The sequence below is a fragment of the Enterococcus silesiacus genome (genome assembly GCF_001886225.1).
GTDB lineage: Bacteria > Bacillota > Bacilli > Lactobacillales > Enterococcaceae > Enterococcus_L > Enterococcus_L silesiacus.
The window spans coordinates 1-16,638 of record NZ_JXLC01000001.1; the positions used below are offsets into that span (position 1 = coordinate 1).

General features: G+C 37.4%; 16 protein-coding genes and 1 pseudogene. 5 read left to right on the forward strand and 12 right to left on the reverse strand.

Annotated elements, in window-relative coordinates:
- The first annotated feature begins 215 nt into the window (after positions 1–215).
- Positions 216–650 carry a hypothetical protein gene (locus tag RV15_RS00005; RefSeq protein WP_139242944.1) on the forward strand — a complete coding sequence of 145 codons (435 nt, stop codon included), beginning with the start codon at positions 216–218 and terminating at the stop codon, positions 648–650.
- 185 nt (positions 651–835) lie between these two features.
- Positions 836–1,655 (forward strand): annotated as a pseudogene (locus tag RV15_RS18560) (transposase).
- Between the two features lie 46 nt (positions 1,656–1,701).
- Here RV15_RS18560 and trmB read toward each other — a convergent pair.
- The 5 genes from trmB to RV15_RS00040 all read right to left on the reverse strand — a co-directional run bounded on the left by trmB (position 1,702) and on the right by RV15_RS00040 (position 6,173).
- Positions 1,702–2,346 carry a tRNA (guanosine(46)-N7)-methyltransferase TrmB gene (gene trmB, locus RV15_RS00020; RefSeq protein WP_071876016.1) on the reverse strand — a complete coding sequence of 215 codons (645 nt, stop codon included), beginning with the start codon at positions 2,344–2,346 and terminating at the stop codon, positions 1,702–1,704.
- Between the two features lie 114 nt (positions 2,347–2,460).
- Positions 2,461–3,240 (reverse strand): phosphotransferase family protein, encoded by a 780-nt coding sequence (locus RV15_RS00025; RefSeq protein ID WP_071876017.1) that lies wholly within the window; start codon positions 3,238–3,240, stop codon positions 2,461–2,463.
- Positions 3,241–3,350: 110 nt separating this feature from the next.
- The gene (gene dat, locus RV15_RS00030) at positions 3,351–4,214 is read right to left on the reverse strand and encodes a D-amino-acid transaminase (protein WP_071876018.1); all 864 of its coding nucleotides are present in this window, start codon (positions 4,212–4,214) and stop codon (positions 3,351–3,353) included.
- Between the two features lie 2 nt (positions 4,215–4,216).
- Positions 4,217–5,434 carry an ABC transporter permease gene (locus RV15_RS00035; protein ID WP_071876019.1) on the reverse strand — a complete coding sequence of 406 codons (1,218 nt, stop codon included), beginning with the start codon at positions 5,432–5,434 and terminating at the stop codon, positions 4,217–4,219.
- 1 nt (position 5,435) lies between these two features.
- Positions 5,436–6,173, reverse strand: coding sequence for an ABC transporter ATP-binding protein (locus RV15_RS00040; protein WP_071876020.1), 738 nt, complete (start codon positions 6,171–6,173; stop codon positions 5,436–5,438).
- Between the two features lie 135 nt (positions 6,174–6,308).
- On the opposite strand from RV15_RS00040, the gene RV15_RS00045 reads away from it, so the two are divergent.
- The 3 genes from RV15_RS00045 to RV15_RS00055 all read left to right on the forward strand — a co-directional run bounded on the left by RV15_RS00045 (position 6,309) and on the right by RV15_RS00055 (position 8,397).
- The gene (locus tag RV15_RS00045; RefSeq protein ID WP_071876021.1) at positions 6,309–6,734 is read left to right on the forward strand and encodes an HIT family protein; all 426 of its coding nucleotides are present in this window, start codon (positions 6,309–6,311) and stop codon (positions 6,732–6,734) included.
- A 2-nt stretch (positions 6,735–6,736) separates the two neighbouring features.
- The gene (locus tag RV15_RS00050) at positions 6,737–7,078 is read left to right on the forward strand and encodes a YtxH domain-containing protein (protein ID WP_083429045.1); all 342 of its coding nucleotides are present in this window, start codon (positions 6,737–6,739) and stop codon (positions 7,076–7,078) included.
- Positions 7,079–7,365: 287 nt separating this feature from the next.
- Positions 7,366–8,397 carry a peptidylprolyl isomerase gene (locus RV15_RS00055; protein WP_071876023.1) on the forward strand — a complete coding sequence of 344 codons (1,032 nt, stop codon included), beginning with the start codon at positions 7,366–7,368 and terminating at the stop codon, positions 8,395–8,397.
- Between the two features lie 46 nt (positions 8,398–8,443).
- On the opposite strand, the gene RV15_RS00060 is transcribed toward RV15_RS00055, so the two are convergent.
- The 7 genes from RV15_RS00060 to RV15_RS00090 form a co-directional block, all read right to left on the reverse strand.
- A complete protein-coding gene (locus RV15_RS00060; protein ID WP_071876024.1) occupies positions 8,444–8,905 on the reverse strand; it encodes an ASCH domain-containing protein in 462 nt (153 codons plus the stop codon).
- 17 nt (positions 8,906–8,922) lie between these two features.
- Positions 8,923–9,867, reverse strand: coding sequence for a 3'-5' exoribonuclease YhaM family protein (locus RV15_RS00065; RefSeq protein ID WP_071876025.1), 945 nt, complete (start codon positions 9,865–9,867; stop codon positions 8,923–8,925).
- Between the two features lie 2 nt (positions 9,868–9,869).
- Positions 9,870–12,566 (reverse strand): ATP-binding protein, encoded by a 2,697-nt coding sequence (locus RV15_RS00070; protein ID WP_071876026.1) that lies wholly within the window; start codon positions 12,564–12,566, stop codon positions 9,870–9,872.
- Positions 12,563–13,795, reverse strand: a complete 1,233-nt coding sequence (locus RV15_RS00075; protein ID WP_071876027.1) for a metallophosphoesterase family protein — start codon at positions 13,793–13,795, stop codon at positions 12,563–12,565. The genes RV15_RS00070 and RV15_RS00075 overlap by 4 nt, the downstream gene beginning before the upstream one ends.
- A 167-nt stretch (positions 13,796–13,962) precedes the next feature.
- Positions 13,963–15,093 carry a metallophosphoesterase gene (locus RV15_RS00080; RefSeq protein ID WP_071876028.1) on the reverse strand — a complete coding sequence of 377 codons (1,131 nt, stop codon included), beginning with the start codon at positions 15,091–15,093 and terminating at the stop codon, positions 13,963–13,965.
- Positions 15,086–15,955, reverse strand: coding sequence for a phosphatidylserine decarboxylase (locus RV15_RS00085; RefSeq protein ID WP_071876029.1), 870 nt, complete (start codon positions 15,953–15,955; stop codon positions 15,086–15,088). The genes RV15_RS00080 and RV15_RS00085 overlap by 8 nt, the downstream gene beginning before the upstream one ends.
- 21 nt (positions 15,956–15,976) lie before the next feature.
- Positions 15,977–16,582, reverse strand: coding sequence for a CDP-alcohol phosphatidyltransferase family protein (locus RV15_RS00090; RefSeq protein WP_071876030.1), 606 nt, complete (start codon positions 16,580–16,582; stop codon positions 15,977–15,979).
- Positions 16,583–16,638: the final 56 nt, after the last annotated feature.

Here is a 16,638-nt window from a genome sequence, read left to right on the forward strand (position 1 = left end):
CGATAGCCCTCATGGGTGTTTGTCCCAACCTTATCCAAAATTTAGAATTTTTTGGAAAACAGCTAGGTTCTTTATAAGTTATTTTAGTTTAAATACATTACTTACCAATTTCCAATATTACATTTATACCACTGATAAGATCATTACATAAAATATACGTTACAATAAAAATGTAAGAAATTACAAAATAAAACAAAAAGGTGGTTTTCATTATGTTGAACAAAAAGTGGTTAGTTGTATTGGGATTGGTCAGTATTTTTTGTTTTACCCAGCAAGCAGAAGCTGAAACGACACTCGATACATCACAAGACGCTAGTGCATCACAAGTAGCTGAACCAACCAATCTTCTTATTCCAAATATCCCGATCAATAATTATGGTAGTATAAGTCTCCTCTTTTCCGATAGAGGAAGAACCATTCAGTGGAGACCTTATTTATTTAATCAAGAAGAAGTGGTTAATTTTTCTGGATCAATTCGGATTTCTTTAGGCAGTTATTCTAAGACCTATAATGTCAATGGAGCACGTGGTGTTCTTGATTATGATAAGATTCCTAGAGGATGGTACAACATTGAAGCTTTTGGATATGCAACTGACGCCTCCCAGAAAACTTATAAAATTGGTGGAGGAGCAATCGGTGTTGTTTACTAAGAACTGAGGTTGTGACAAAAGCCATTTAGACAACAATTAAAACAACGAGACTGGGACATAAGTCCCAATGAAAAATCCAGATACCAGTCAACTTGATTGGCATCTGGATTATTTTTTTGTACAAAAATAAGAACACCTTTGCTAAAATAAAAGTGACTAAACCAATAAACTAGCGAGGTGTTCTTATGTTTAAAAATTATACCACAAATCAAGTCGTTCTTCCTCTAGATTTTAGTTTTCAGTTAGGAAAAAATGATAGTGCATTTACCATTGATCCATTAGTTGAAAGTATTCCAGAGGAACGCTTTCTTCCTTTTCACCATCAAATGGGGCCTTTTATCATCCAAAAATGATGATGAAGATGATTTTATGTGCCTACACACAATCCGTGTTTTCTGGTCGAAAGATTGAAGCCTTGACGAAAGATAATATTCGCATGATGTGGCTTAGTCAAAGTTATCAACCTAGTTATCGAACCCTCAATCGTTTTCGAGTGAATCCTTTAGTGAATACACTCCTTTGGGGGTGCTTTGTCCAAACGGACGGAAAATGAATTTTCGAAATTATTCTATTCGTACAGATAAGTATGCTTTTAAACGGTATAAATGTGAAGACTGCTCAAATTGTCCTCTTCGAAGCCAATGTACAAAAGCGAAGAGTGACAAAAATCGTGAGATTAAAAAGAACATGAACTGGGAATACTTTAAAGCAACGATTCAACAGCTACTTTCAGAAGAAGAAACAGGGAAACTCTATCGCCAACGAAAAATTGACGTCGAACAAGCTTTCAGACATCTGAAGGCTTGTTTAGGGTTCACTCGTTTCTTTGTTCGAGGGAAACAGCAGACACACAATGAAATTGGATTCGCGTTAATGGCAGTAAATTTAAGGAAATATAGGCTAAGTAAGCTAGAAAATAAGAAGAATTCTCCCAATAATCTAAAAAATAGAAGACAGAAAATCATTTTTTACGATTTTCTGTCTTCTATTTTACGGTTCTTGTGACTTACGTCCCAAGCTCTGTCTATTTTTTTATCACTTAAATTCTAGCTCATTCTGCTTGAAATCGTGCTTCTACACGATAAATCGGTTGTCCTTTAGCAGAAAACTTTGCTTCATACTCCGTCATGATATTTCCTTCATAGTCACTAGCGTGTAAATCCAACCAGACCTGCTCCAAAATCATCCCATATTTTGAAAAGCTGCTTAACGAATACTCAAACAACCCACGATTATCTGTTTTAAAATGAATTTCACCATTCGGTTTTAGAATTTTTTCATCTGTCGCTAAAAAAGTCTTGAACGTTAAACGACGTTTCTCGTGACGTGTTTTTGGCCAAGGATCAGAAAAGTTCAAATAAATTTGATCCACTTCGTTTTCTGCAAAATATTGCGTTAGTTCTTCTCCATTGACATGCAGCAATTGTAAGTTAGGTAGTTCTTCTTCTAGCGCTTTTTCTAATGCAATCGAAAGAACACTTAATTGCATGTCGATCCCAATATAATTAACTTCTGGATTAGCTTTTGCCATTCCTACTACAAATTGTCCCTTACCAGAGCCGATTTCAATATGAATAGGGTGAGTATTCCCAAAACGTTCAGCCCAACGTCCTTGCCACTTTTTAGGCTCATCAACAACTAATTCAGGATGACTAGCCAACAGTTCCGCCGCTCCAGGTCTTTTTCTCATTCGCATGTTTTATGTTTCCTTTCTTTGATCACAAATTTTAAGAGGGTAGAACAAAACAGGTATCGTTTTGCGCTGCCCTCTATTATTTAAGTAAACGGTGAGCGCCATATGCTCAACCCTTTAATACCCAAAAGCTCGTTTCAGCTTCAAAATTTCGGCATTCATTGCTCGTTTTTCTCCTGATTGATGATGTCGGAGAATTTCTTGTAAAAAGTTAAATAACGCATACCATTTGATTCGCGTCAACGCTTCCTCACTTGGACGCATGCCATAAGATAACAGCCACTTGTTCCAGCTTCCTCGTGGAACGTAATGTCCGAGCAACATGCCAAGATCTAACGCTGGATCAGCAATCATAACTGAATCCCAATCCACTAAATACAGATAATTATTTGAGACGATCCAATTTCGATGGTTGACATCGCCATGAACGACCATATAATTATGAACAGAATAATTTGGTATATTCTCTTGCAGATAATGATACACTCTGGCAAGATACGAATTATTTTGAAGTTCCTTAGGCAATCTCTCGCCATATGCTTGGAGCATCATTGTAGGTGAATAGATCTGACCACCGATTTTTTCCAGCATGCTTTTCAGCATATGTGAATGGTGTAAATGGTAAAGAACATCCACAACGTCATTTCTTTGACCGATTTCTTGGGCTTTGAGTACTTGACCATCCAACCATTCTTGCGCTGTTAATATATCGCCAGTCACCGTTCGTTTCGTCCAAACTAGCTTAGGGGCAATTCCTTCTTTAGACAATGCAGCCAAAAGAGGAGAAGTATTTCTTTTAATAAATACTCTTTCAGTCGCACGTATACCCATGAAAGTTTGGCCAGTTGCGCCTTTTATTGGCTGCAAGCGCCATTCTTTATCCAACTGAAATGCCATGGAAATTATCTCCTATCCTAACAACTTCTACTAATTATTTACAGTAAGTACCATTTTAGCTTCCATAGCGTTCAACGTCAAGCATCTCTCTTGTTCTTTTAACATTCAAACTAGTTTTCTGGTGTACCGCACACTGCATCAACACTGGCAATATAAGCATTTAACAACTTCTCGGTAATTTTTCCGGGTTTTCCTGTTCCCACGATATGATCATTGATTTTTACAACTGGTACGATTTCAGTTAGTGATCCAGAAACAAAACATTCATCTGCCATAAATAATTCTTCTTCATAAACGGCTTCTTCTTTCACTGGAATCCCCAGTTCTCTTGCTAACTCGATAATTTTCTTTTTAGTAATTCCCGGTAAGATTAGATTACCATCTGGATGAGTATACACAGTGCCATCTTTAACTACCCAGAAATTTGCTGCGGAGGCTTCGGTTACTTTGTCGTCGCGGACAAGTACGGCATCATCAAATCCTTGCCGGCGCGCTTCATCCAAGGACAAGACATTGCTCATTAAGCTTAATGACTTGATATCGCAATGTAACCAGCGTGTATCGGGCACTACAGCAACGGTGATTCCTGCTTCCATCTTTTCCACAGGACGCTCATAGGGCCTAATATTAGCCGTTAAGACCCCTTTGACTTTTTCCGGATCTGGCAATGCATGATTTCTTGGCGAATCAATGCCGCGTGTTACTTGAAAATATAGTTTTCCTTCTGTGATTCCTTCGATTTCAACTAATTTTTTTAAATTAACCGTCAACTCTTCTTTTGTAAATGGCAAGTGCATTCTAATTTTTTCGGCACCACTCCATAAACGATTTAAATGTTCTTCTACCATATACAGGTGACCATTATACACTCGAACTACTTCATACAGACCGTCACCGTATTGATAGCCACGATCTTCAATATCGATCGTTACTGCTTCACGTTCAACAATTTGATCATTCCATAAAATATGCATGATTAAGCCTCCATTTTCTTCAAACGATAAGGAACATAAAACTTAGCAAATAAGAACACTTCAACAAGTAGTGCACCGATAACCATTAAACTCTCTTTTAAATCAGGCAAAGCGATCAAAACGAAGACACTAAACAACAGAGCTGCGACAAACAGTAACACAGTGATAAGCGTACTTACTGCTTGCTTTTTCTGTTTATCAGATACTGGATATAGATGTGTCATGACCATATAATCAAACTGTGTATAAATCGGAATCAACTGAAAGCCAATTAAATAAACAAACAGCACGGAGACACCCATTGAAATCCAAAATTCTTTTAAGAAAAATAAAATCACTCCAGCAACTAATACCAAGCGAATAAATAAGCCACTATATTCAGAGCCTCTCAAAAAGCTGCGGGCGTATAAATATAAATACGTATTTTGACTTGTTTTCTTGATTTTACTTAACAATGGATCAAGGAATTTCCGACGCTTGACACTGCTGGAAATTTCGGGCACATCGGTAAATAAGTGAATGAATTGATAAATTCGATGCATCCGATTTTTTTCTTTGCGGATCATATTCTCCCAGTCTAATGATACTGCCTGTTCTTTCTTGTTTAATATTGAATAGAAGAATACAGCTTGTCCAAGCGCTACAAGTGGGCCCACTACCGGCAAAACATATAAACTAAGCACGATCGCTAACAAGCTGGTCACTAGCCATAAAACAAACCATTGACCATATGCTCTTTCGGAAATCTGATACAGCTCATATTTCTGCAAGCGTAAATGACTGCTTTTTAAAATCCCCAGCATCACGATAAAATAGAGAAATGTCGAAAATGCCCAGCCTGTTGAAACAACAACTAACGGCATCGACATACCACCTAATAAAAACAACGCAACTAACGGCAACCAAAAAGAATAACGCAAGGCACGATTTAAATAGGCGTTCATTTCAGGTTCCTTCGGTAAAATAAACACTTTATCCGCTTCTGCCGCCAATGTCGCAATACGGCCAATTTGTAATACCACTAGCCAAAAAACAACAACGATCGGTCTACCCCAGACAAAATTTCTCGGTAAGGTCTTTAGCACTTGGGAGTAATAGAAACCTAAACCGCCTAGCAAGAAGACACACACCAAAATGAAATGGTCGTTAAATACGTATCGCATATACTTCATCATTTTTTTCAGATGGCGTGATAAGCGAATGCCAAAAAATCCAGACATACTACCCCACCTTTTCTTCTTTTGTTAATACAATATAAATATCATCCAAAGAAGAGCCTGGTAAACTAAATTCTTCACGCAATTCTTCCATTGAACCAACGGCTCGGACTTCCCCGTCATGTAACACGACAAAACGATCACAATATCGCTCAGCAGTTGCTAAAATATGGGTCGACATCAAAATCGCCGCTCCTTGATTTCGCATTTCATCCATTAATTCTAATAAGGCATGAATCGCTAGTGGGTCCAATCCTAAAAACGGTTCATCGATGATATATAAGCTAGGTTCAATCAAAAAGGCACATAAAACCATCACTTTTTGTTTCATTCCTTTTGAAAAATTTGCTGGAAACCAGTCTAATTTATTTTCTAAACGGAATGTTTTTAACAGAGCGTCTGCGCGTTTAAAAGCTTCTTCAATCGGGATATCATACGCCATCGCCGTAATTTCAATATGTTCTCTTAACGTTAACTCTTCATATAAGGAAGGAGTTTCCGGAATATAACCGATTTTTTTTCGATAGCTTTCCGGTTGTTGTCTCAATGTTTCTCCATCAATCGAAATTTTCCCTTTTTGCGGTGTTAACAAACCAATCACATTTTTGATCGTAGTACTTTTCCCCGCACCATTCAAACCTATCAAACCAACCATTTCACCAGATTTCACTTCAAAATTAATATCTTTTAAAACAGGGATATGGCCATAGCCTCCTGTTAAATGTTCAATTACTAAACTCATTTAGATACCTCCAACTATTTTTATCGTGAACCTATTATACCACGAACTTTTTGAAGGTTTCATGAACTTTTTCTCCCAAATAAAATTCAAGGTATGGTAAAGTAAAAGAAACAGCTAAAAGAAAGAAGGGACACCATGACAGATTGTATTTTTTGCAAGATCGTCGATCAAGAAATTCCTAGCTATAAAGTCTATGAAGATGATCAAGTTTATGCTTTTCTAGATATTACCCAAGTGACGAAAGGCCATACCTTACTGATCCCCAAAAAACATGTAACTGATATTTTTGACTATGAGCCGGAACTCGCTGGCGAAATTTTTGCACGCGTCCCTAAAATAGCACGTGCACTGGAACAAGCCTTCCCAGAAATGCAAGGGTTAAATATTATCAATAATAATAAAGAACTCGCTTATCAATCTGTTTTCCATTCTCATATTCATTTAATCCCACGCTATGGAAAATCAGACGACTTCTCTATTCATTTTGGAAATAATCAAGAAGCGTATTCTCCCGTTGAAATGCAGGAAATCGCTGAAAAAATCATGAAGCAGGTGAAATAATTATGGGAAAATTTTCTAAAGGAATTTTATTTGGCGCACTTGTGGGCGGCGTGGGCGGCTTACTCTTTGCCCCAAGAAGCGGCAAAGCCACACGTCAAAAATTTGTCGATGAATTAGAGGATTGGTCTGACTTAAAAGAAGACTTTACGGATAAATTGGATCAATTCAAAGAATCTGCACAAGCATTACAAGCGGCGGCCGATATGTACATTGAACCCTTTATCGATGGCATCAACCAAGATGTTGAAAATTTTATGTTTCAAGTAGAGCCTAGAGTGGAGCAAATCCAAGAACAAGTCGAAAAAATTCAGTCTGAATTACCAGATATGCCATTAGAGGACTAGACATCTTTTCAAGGATGGGATGTTTTTCACTGCATTTCGTCCTTTTTTCATTTTACTTTAAATAATTGCCTTTTTTGGAATAAACAAATCGATCGTGTAATGGACTATCTAGAATACCCTTTTTAAATTTGTTCATTTTATAGAGGAAATTGTGTCCTAAATTCGAAAATTTATTGAAACTATTGCATACGTATTTCTTTTATGAAACATAGTGTGGTATAGTAGTAACCGTGAGAATTAATTTCTACATAATAAAAAATAAAATAAACCTAGGAGTGCTAAACAGAATGAAGAAAAAATTAATCTTAGCTGCAGCAGGCGTATTTAGTATTTTTGCATTAGCTGCATGTTCAACTGGTTCACAAGACATCGCAACATTGAAAGGCGGAAGCATCACTGTTGAAGATTTCTACAACCAAGTGAAGTCACAACCATCAAGCCAACAAGCGGTTCAACAAATGATTGTTTACAAAGTATTTGAAGACAAATATGGTAAAGATGTTTCTGATAAAGATGTTCAAGCTGAATTTGATAAAACGAAGAAAAGCATCAAAGATCAAGGTGGTAACTTCGACGAGCAATTAAAACAAGCGGGTATGACAGAAAAATCATTGAAAAAACAACTTAGACAAGGCTTAGCTTTCCAAGCGGGTATGAAAGCACACGTTAAAATTACTGATGAAGATCTAAAAGCTACTTGGGAAACATTCCACCCAGAAGTAGAAGCACAAATCATCCAAGTTGCGACTGAAGATGAAGCCAAAGAAATCAAAAAACAATTAAATGACGGCGGCGACTTCACAAAAATCGCTAAAGAGAAATCAACTGATGAAGCAACTAAAAAAGATGGCGGCAAAGTGAAATTCGACTCTCAATCAGAAACAGTTGCTGAACCTGTCAGAACAGCTGCTTTCAAATTAAAAGATGGCGAAATTTCTGAACCGATCCAAACAACAGATCCAACAACTTACCAATCAGCATTCACTATTGTTAAAATGGTAAAAAATAAAGAAAAAGGCAATGATATGGCTCCTTACAAAAAAGAGTTGAAAAAAATTGCTGAAACAAACAAATTAAGTGATCAAGAGTTCCAAAGCAAAGTGATCTCTGATGTATTAACTGAAGCAAATGTTAAAATGAAAGACGAAGCCTTCAGCGGTATCATGTCTAACTTAATTCAAACAAAAGATTCAGCTAACTCAAGCGATTCTTCTGCAAAAGAAGAAAAAGAATCTAAATCAAGCAACTCTGAAAAATCGAAAGATTCTTCAAGCAAGACAGAAGAATCATCAAGTAAAACTGAAGAATCTTCTAAATAAGCAGTAAACAAAAAAAGAGATGAATGTCATCTCTTTTTTTGTTGTATTATCTTTGAAAAACTACGACAAAAAGTTCATAGACGATCAACAATTCTTCTGAAAAAGTCAGTTTGTAGCCTTTTAGCTCTTGTTCAAAGTACGGCTGATGAACCTGACGCCAATACTTTAAGGTCCGATCTCCTTCTCCTTCAAGATAACCATGCACTTCTGATAGTTGAGAATAAGGCAATACATCTACCACTTTTGTACAAATAATAGCCTGTGCATGCTGCTTCCCATCTAAAAGTACACTGTACTGTCCAACTGCTGGCATCGTTTCTTCTTCCAAACCAAGTTCATATAAAAGATGTAGCGATGAGGTTCCTCTTTTTTCACCTTTAAGAACGTGTGCTAACCATTCATCTGCCATCTCAGGTGAATCACCAAAAGCCCATGCTTCATAATAATCATGCAAGATTCCATGTTTTTCTTTAAATTGCGTCCATAACTCTATCACTGATTGATTCATCTAGTTCTTCTACTCCCTTAAATATCTTTTGGTACATAGAAACTACGATTATCTAAGCCAAAGATACGATCAGTATATTGCCCTGGTTCTGTTTGGCGGACTGAACCTAGCATCATCTGGATCGACGCATCGATATTGTCGATTTGATGCAAGACTTCTGCTTCCATAATTCGTGGTCTTACAGGCGAGCCATATTCTAATAAACCATGATGCGCTAAAACCATATGACGTAAAACAATCACATCTTCATCATTCTCATCGATTTTCAACGCAATACACGCTTTAGTAATTTCTTCATCTACAAGAACCAAATGACCAATCAGATTTCCCGATAATGTATATTCAGTAGTCATAGCACCAGAGAGTTCTTTGACTTTACCTAAATCATGTAAAATGATTCCAGAATAAAGTAGTGCTGCATTTAACTCATTGTATTCTTTACAGATCGCTTTACCTAAGCGCAACATAGAAACCGTATGATAGGCTAAACCATTTGCAAAGGCGTGATGGTTCCTTTTCGCAGCTGGGTAATCAAAAAATTCTTTCTGATATTGTGTTAACAAGTAACGAACGATTCGTTGCCAATGGGCGTTGGTAATCTCAAAAACGGTTTGATTGATTTCTTCAACCATCTCTTCGCGTTTTAGCGGCGCTCGCTCCATATATAATGCCGGCTCACTAGGCTCATCAGGGCGTGCAACCCGCATATGAATGATCTTCACTTGAGGATTGCCTTGATAGACTTCTCTTTTTCCATTTAAAAGAATGACACTTCCAGCGATGAAACGGCTGATTTCTTCTTCTGATGCATCCCAATATTTGCCGTCGATCGTACCTGATGTATCTTGAAAAGTGAAGGCAATAAATTTTTTACCATTTTTGGCCGTACGGACATCTGCATTTTTGATCAACAGAAATAATTCAAACATTTCATCTACAGTTAACTCACGGATTTTCTTCATACTTAGGCTCCTTCTAATTCTATAATCGGTTGTTTTAGCTCTTTATAATAGCTTACCATTTCTTGGTCCGAAGAAAAACAAATGACTTGCTGCTGCTGAGAGAAGACTGCAAATAGTTGCGCTAATTGTTTTTTTCTTTGGCTATCGTAATGTAGCCAGCCGTCATCTACTATAATCGGGCACAGACTATTGTGTTCTTGTAAATAGAGAAAAGCAAAACGAACCGCCATAATCACTTGATCTCTTGTCCCCGTGGATAATTCATGCAACATGAACCGCTGTTGGTCCTTGCGAACAACGATCAGCTGTCCTTCATGCAGCTGAATTGCTCGATAGGATTGGGCGGTTAGCAATTGAAAATAATTTGTAGCTTTTTTCAATAGATTAGGCAATTGTTTTTCCGATAACTCTGTTAAAAGATCGATGAGCAACTGACCTGCTAATTGGTCTGCTGACCAGCTTAACGCTAATTCTTCAATCTCTGTTTTTACTATCGCTTGCTCCTGGTAAAGTTCATCTAAAGTCCCATCTGATAACATTTGTTGACGTTGATAAAGTAATTTTTGTTCTTTCTTCTGTAATTGGTGAATCGCTTCTTCCAGTTCTTTAAGTGTTTTAGCTAATTCTTGCTGTTTTGCTGGTAACTGTTCCGTCTCACTGTTATCATCGTATAGCCCAGCTAACATGTGTTGCAGTTCATTTTTCCTCTTATGATTGCTGGAAGCTGTTTGATAGCTGCGCAGTTTGTCAGGGATTTCATTGATTGAGCTGATTTGAAAATGATGCATCAATGTGCGTCCTTGCTCGATTACCTGCTGCTGCTTATCTTTTAGTTCCCGAATCGATTGGCGTGTATAGGCATCTGCTTGATATTCTTGTGCAAAGCGGACTTTCTCCATTTTGTCAGCAAACTCGCTGATTACGCGCATTCGTTCTGCTAATGACATTCCTGCAATCGGTAATTTGGTTGTAAAGCGTTTCGTTTGCTCAGAGATTGCTGTGACACGTTTTTGATCCTCTTGTAGTTGATACTCTAATTCCTGATTCGTTTTAATCAAGATCAAATAGCGAGTGATGTCTGCACGATAGTTCAGCCAAAACTCCACTTTATCCATTTTACCTAGATGGTTTTCTTTGACCTTTTGAGCAATAAAATGGGCTGTTTCTTGCTCTTCTTCATTTAATTTTTTAATCTCAGCCTTAATCTTAATTAGTTGGTCATTCAAATAATCCAATTGTGATAATTTTTCCTGCCACTGTCGTTTTTCATTTTCATAGGGATCTTTAGACTGATAAAAAAGCGGTAATACGCCTATAATCAAACTTACTAAGCTAACAATAAGTCCTCCATAGCGAATCGGTGTTGGTAACAAAAAGCTGATCATAAAAATGATTGCGGCTATTCCACAAAGGAGCGGGTTAAGGCTTTTTTTCTGCTGGCGTTTATTTTTTTGGAACATTTCTTTATTGATTGTTTCAAAGGTACTCAAATTCTCTTCTCGCGTTGCAATTTCTTCCTCTAATAAACGTAAATCAGTTTGAACTGTCTGTAGCTTGATTGTTCGCTCAACGATTGCGTCATGCATCTTTTCGACTTCTTGTTCTCCAAAAGGTAATTGCGGTACTGTTGCTACTTGCCAGCCCCATTGTTTTTCTAGCGGCAGCATTTCTTGTTGGTTTTGTTGAAATGATTGGGTCATCCACTCAACCTCTGCAAGTAATTTATCGATCTCATAGCGTTGATTCAGCAACTGCTGAATGTGTACTTCTTCTGCTAAATAAAATTGATAGTCTTCTGTTTGATCTTCCGTTTCGCTTTGAGCAGCGATGGTTTGATTTAAGCGTAGCAACTCTTCACTCAAAAAGCGGTACTGTTGATAGACAGAAAGCAGCCTTTCTTGCTCTTCTTGGCTGATGATAATACTTGAATTTGATTGTTCGATCGTGTGCAGTTCATTATATAAAGGTAGATTCATAACTTGCTTTTCCACCAACGCCAATGTTGTTTTGATGTCTTGAACTGCTTGTCGTTTTTGGTTGATTTCCTGTTCTGTATCAGCTAATTCAGTAACTAGTTGCTGAAAAGGACGTTCTTTCTGCTCCTTTTCATTGATTCGTTTTTGCAGGTTTTGATACTCTGTCAGCTTCTGATTTAGCGGTGGTTGACTTCCCTTCCCTTTATAAACCGTCTGAGCAGACTTAAAGTAAGCCTCTCTACTCAATAATAGTTGCTGACTTCCTGATAAACCCAAAGAAAGCAACGATGTCTGTAATTCTTCTTCATTCAATTTATCTAATTGATTAAGCTGTTCTTGTTGAAACGTAAAAACGGCTTGAAATAATTCTTTTGTTAATGGATGCAGTATTTTTTCCAGTGTCGCTTCATCGCCTATTTGGTCGTTAAAATAAACCTTAGCCTGACCTTTATTTTGTGCTTTAAAACGTTCTATCTGAACTTCTCCATACACCGGATGACTAAACCACAGACGTCCGCCATATGCACCGCCAGATTTTGGTTGGTAATCTTTTTTCCGTTTGCCTTTGGCCGGAAAGCCAAACAGCATCGCTTGAATAAATTGATAAATGGTCGATTTCCCCACTTCGTTCGTTCCGAACAACAATTGATTTTTTGGTAAAAAAGCGATTTTCTTTTGTTGCCACTTCCCAAAACCGACAAGTTCTATTGCAATGAGTTTCATGTTTGATCCCCCTGAATAACGAAATCTTGCTTGATTCTTTGGTCCGCCTGTTCGAGGCTACGTTCACGCCATTGTTCATTTACTTGGACAACACTTGAAAATAACGGATTCTGAAGTAATTCCTGCAGCGTATCTGAAAAAATCTCTGGCTGTAGATAATTTTGCTCCAATTGGCGTAATAATTCAGGATCAGCTGCAATCATTATTTTTTTAGCTTGTGCTGAGTCTACTACATTTATCTGATGGAGTAATACTGACTGATTGGTTTCCGCTAATACTCGCTCCTGCAAGTACTGAAGTAGTTCTCCACTATCATAGGATCTCTGAAATTCTTCATCGAGTTGTTCCGTCTCAGTTAGTTGAATTTCTTTTAACGTCAACAGACTTTGTTCTTGTACATCATCCAAAAGAGCTTCCATCAAGATAACTAACGCTTCTTGTAAACTTTTAGCCTGTTTTAACGAATAGCTAGCCGATTGCCACATTACTTGGGCAGTTGGCTCAAAACGGACCGTTGCATGACCTGATTCTATAGAAACGATTGCAGCTCCCTGCACTGACCGTTCCTTTTTAGTATGTCCTTGCGGTGTACCTGGATATACGATCAAGGGATCGGCACTCACGATCTCTGGCTGATGAATATGTCCTAAAGCCCAATAATCATAGCCTTTTGACTTCATCTGACTATAGGAGAATGGCGCATAATTTTGCTGCCCATTATTTGATGTATCCCCATGATACATTCCTAGATGAATATCTACCGTCTGATCTTTTAACGGAAACTCATATAATTTATTCTCATTGATCCACGGATGTTCATAGCTAAAACCTGATACCGCAACCTTTTCTTGATTTTTTGTCATAAAATAATGTGTTGCCACTTGCTCCTTTTTAAAAAGAAACATATTTGCTGGAAAATCAAACCAATATCTCTGTTCAACATAGTAATCATGGTTTCCAAATGTCATGATGACAGGAATATCAGCTTGCTCTAAACGCTTCATTTCATCAATAAAATAAGCTTGCGTTCGAATCGAGGTGCGGCTTTGATGAAAAGTATCGCCTGCGAAAATCACTGCATCTACTTGATTTTTGATTGCAATCTCAACGATTGTTGTCAGTACTTTTTGATTGGCTTGCTGCAGCCGCTCAGTAATTGATTTTGGGATTATTTTCAGTCCTTCAAAAGACCGGTCCAGATGTAAATCTGCTGTGTGCAATACTTTCATTTGCTCCTCCTACTCGTCCTGATTCATTTAGTTAATCATATCATTTTATAGAGAATCGGTCAGTAAAAATATACGAAAATTTGTTCGTTTTTTATTTTTTTACAGAAACAAAAACAAAGAGACAAAAATAGAACCGTAAAGTTTCATTTTTCTCTCTTCTTTTTTCTTTATTCTATTGTAATATCAATTTGAACAATTTCACTTTGGGTACCAATCCGCATTGGTGGGCCCCAGGTACCAACACCAGAAGAAACGATCACTTGCGGGCTACTTCTATCCTTGCGATAATAACCATAATCTACTGTAAAATAAGCCTTAGTTACCAAACTAAAGGGAAAAATCTGCCCTTTATGGGTGTGACCTGACAGAATTAACTCATTCGCCGAGTCGTACTCATCAATATTTGAAGGCTGATGATCTAAAATGATTTTTGGTAGATGACTATCTAAGCGTTTAAGCTGCGCCTGAATCGTTTTACGCTGGCCATCTTGAGATCCGATCGGACGGCTGTCTTTTCTGCCTGCAATAATGATAGATTCTCCCACAACTGTCAGTTCATCTTCTAATAGCGTTATGTTAGATGACTCAACAAGTTCTTTCATCTGTTCAAAGGTTGCTCCAGCATCATGATTGCCCCAGCACATATATGTTCCATAGGTAGAAGACAGTCGAGTGAATTGTTCTTTTATCTGTTCTGGCTCTTGAAGGGCTTTAAAATTACCATCAAATAAATCTCCAGAAATCAAAATAATATCCGGCTTCATTTGATTGATTTTGGTGATAATCTTTTTTAATTTATTCGCATCATTGATATAACCTAAATGCACATCGCTGATTAAGATCACTTTTAAATGCTGCTTCTCTGAATTTCCTGAATGATCGATCGTTACTTGATAATCCACTGTTTTAAGCTGCTGTGCTTGCCATGAACCATAACAGAATAAGACTAAAACTAATACCAGCGAACCCAACCAAACAGACATATTTGCCTTTTGCGAGATAGAAGTAATTCTGCTAACAATTACTAAAACTAGATCAGTCAAACCAAACACAACTAAAGAAATAAACCAAACCGACAGCCAGTAACCACCAATTTTACCGATAACTCCACCAACATTCGTTTCAGATAAAAGCAATGTCAGCATGGATGCAACCGCAAATAAACCAATCACACCCCAGACAACTAACGGGTGTCTAAATGAGGTCCATTGTTCCAGTACCATTAGAAATTTACGACCAATATAAAAATTTCCTAAAAAAAATAGTAACGCAATAATCAAAAATGATAATTTATTCATAATATTTCCCTACCTTTTTCCCAACAGCTTGCCCAAACTTCACAATCGTTTCTTGATTATTTTCAGTATTATTGATGATCTCTGGATCAATTACAACCGCATCTTTTTGAAACAGTAAAATCACGGTCGAGCCGCCAAATTCAAACCAGCCCTTTTTTTCAAATCGTTGACACGCTCCAGAATATTTCAGATTCTTGATCTTTCCAACCATTAAAGCACCAATTTCGATTTGAGCAATTCTCCCAAAATTAGTCGTTTCAATAATTGTTACTTCTCGGGAATTTCTAGAAAATACCTGCTCATTATGCGTTGCTATCGGCTGGACGGTATGAAAAATACCTGCTATTTTTCGCTGTTCAAGAATCGTCCCCTCATCCACAAAGTAGTAATGATGATAATCATCCGGAGTTAAACGAAAAATTACAGCCGTTCCACCTTGCCACAACTCAGCCAGGCTAGTGCTGTCCAGTAACTCAGAAAGAGTATATTCAGAATGTTTCACTTGAAAAAGAGACTGTTTATCAATTGGATAAACAGTAACCTTCCCATCACAAGGAGCTGCCAATAAATAGTCAGCTTCTGGTAAAGGCCGTGCTTCTGGCCTGATCTCACGCATAAAAAACTGATTAAATGAGCGGTACGTTTCCAACCGATATTCGTCCATCTGCAGCTTATTTTTTTTAATGAAATTTTTGATCATACTTTTCGAAAAAGTGCTATTTAAATAAACCCCGGCCATTTTTGTAAGCGGAGGTTGAATCAACCCTTTTAAAATAACACGTCCAATCGAATTTCTATATAGGAAATCTAATACCCAGCTATCATCTTCAATGATAGCTTTTGTTTTAAAGCACTTCTCCATGTATTTACTCCTTTGAAAAATTTAGCGAACAAAAAAAGCAACCACAGCACCTACAAAAGCCCCAAAAGCTAGTTTTCTAGGATCAACCTTTTTGATTTTCACTTTCGAAATAAACAAGCCTCCAATAATCAACAATGCCGCTGGATAAACCAATGTAATAGCGATATGCATTCGTCCTGCAATAAAAAATAGCAACGGAATCAATGCCGCGCTACTTGTTACCGGCAAACCTTCGTAATATTCACGACACCCTTCTGTCTGTTCTTTCCTCTCCATTTCAGTCACATTATAGTGAGCTAAACGAATCAATGCTGCTAAAATATAAAATACAAATAATGGCAAATAAATTCCTTGTGTCAAACCAGAGGCATACCCTAAAACTGTTGGGAAAACCCCAAAACTAATCAAATCGGCTAGTGAATCTATTTGAATACCGTAGCACATTTCATTCTTAGTACGTTCTTTCGTATTCGCGACAAATCCGTCAAACATATCGCAAATACCTGAAAACACTAAACAAAAAATAGCTTCCACAATATGTTGAGTTAATGCCAAATACATTCCAACCATAGAAAAAACTGCATTTCCATAGGTCAGTATTACTGTGTAATCATAAATACCAATCATGCTTTTGTTCCCCTATCATTTTTCATTTAGTATTACTATATCATTAAAGTAGCGAA

Excerpts from the sequence above, each read along its gene's own strand:
- trmB (WP_071876016.1), bottom strand. The coding sequence starts at position 2,346 with ATGCGAATGAGAAAAAGACCTGGAGCGGCGGAACTGTTGGCTAGTCAT.
- RV15_RS00025 (WP_071876017.1), bottom strand. The coding sequence starts at position 3,240 with ATGGCATTTCAGTTGGATAAAGAATGGCGCTTGCAGCCAATAAAAGGC.
- dat (WP_071876018.1), bottom strand. The coding sequence starts at position 4,214 with ATGCATATTTTATGGAATGATCAAATTGTTGAACGTGAAGCAGTAACG.
- RV15_RS00035 (WP_071876019.1), bottom strand. The coding sequence starts at position 5,434 with ATGTCTGGATTTTTTGGCATTCGCTTATCACGCCATCTGAAAAAAATG.
- RV15_RS00040 (WP_071876020.1), bottom strand. The coding sequence starts at position 6,173 with ATGAGTTTAGTAATTGAACATTTAACAGGAGGCTATGGCCATATCCCT.
- RV15_RS00045 (WP_071876021.1), top strand. The coding sequence starts at position 6,309 with ATGACAGATTGTATTTTTTGCAAGATCGTCGATCAAGAAATTCCTAGC.
- RV15_RS00050 (WP_083429045.1), top strand. The coding sequence starts at position 6,737 with ATGGGAAAATTTTCTAAAGGAATTTTATTTGGCGCACTTGTGGGCGGC.
- RV15_RS00055 (WP_071876023.1), top strand. The coding sequence starts at position 7,366 with ATGAAGAAAAAATTAATCTTAGCTGCAGCAGGCGTATTTAGTATTTTT.
- RV15_RS00060 (WP_071876024.1), bottom strand. The coding sequence starts at position 8,905 with ATGAATCAATCAGTGATAGAGTTATGGACGCAATTTAAAGAAAAACAT.
- RV15_RS00065 (WP_071876025.1), bottom strand. The coding sequence starts at position 9,867 with ATGAAGAAAATCCGTGAGTTAACTGTAGATGAAATGTTTGAATTATTT.
- RV15_RS00070 (WP_071876026.1), bottom strand. The coding sequence starts at position 12,566 with ATGAAACTCATTGCAATAGAACTTGTCGGTTTTGGGAAGTGGCAACAA.
- RV15_RS00075 (WP_071876027.1), bottom strand. The coding sequence starts at position 13,795 with ATGAAAGTATTGCACACAGCAGATTTACATCTGGACCGGTCTTTTGAA.
- RV15_RS00080 (WP_071876028.1), bottom strand. The coding sequence starts at position 15,093 with ATGAATAAATTATCATTTTTGATTATTGCGTTACTATTTTTTTTAGGA.
- RV15_RS00085 (WP_071876029.1), bottom strand. The coding sequence starts at position 15,955 with ATGGAGAAGTGCTTTAAAACAAAAGCTATCATTGAAGATGATAGCTGG.
- RV15_RS00090 (WP_071876030.1), bottom strand. The coding sequence starts at position 16,582 with ATGATTGGTATTTATGATTACACAGTAATACTGACCTATGGAAATGCA.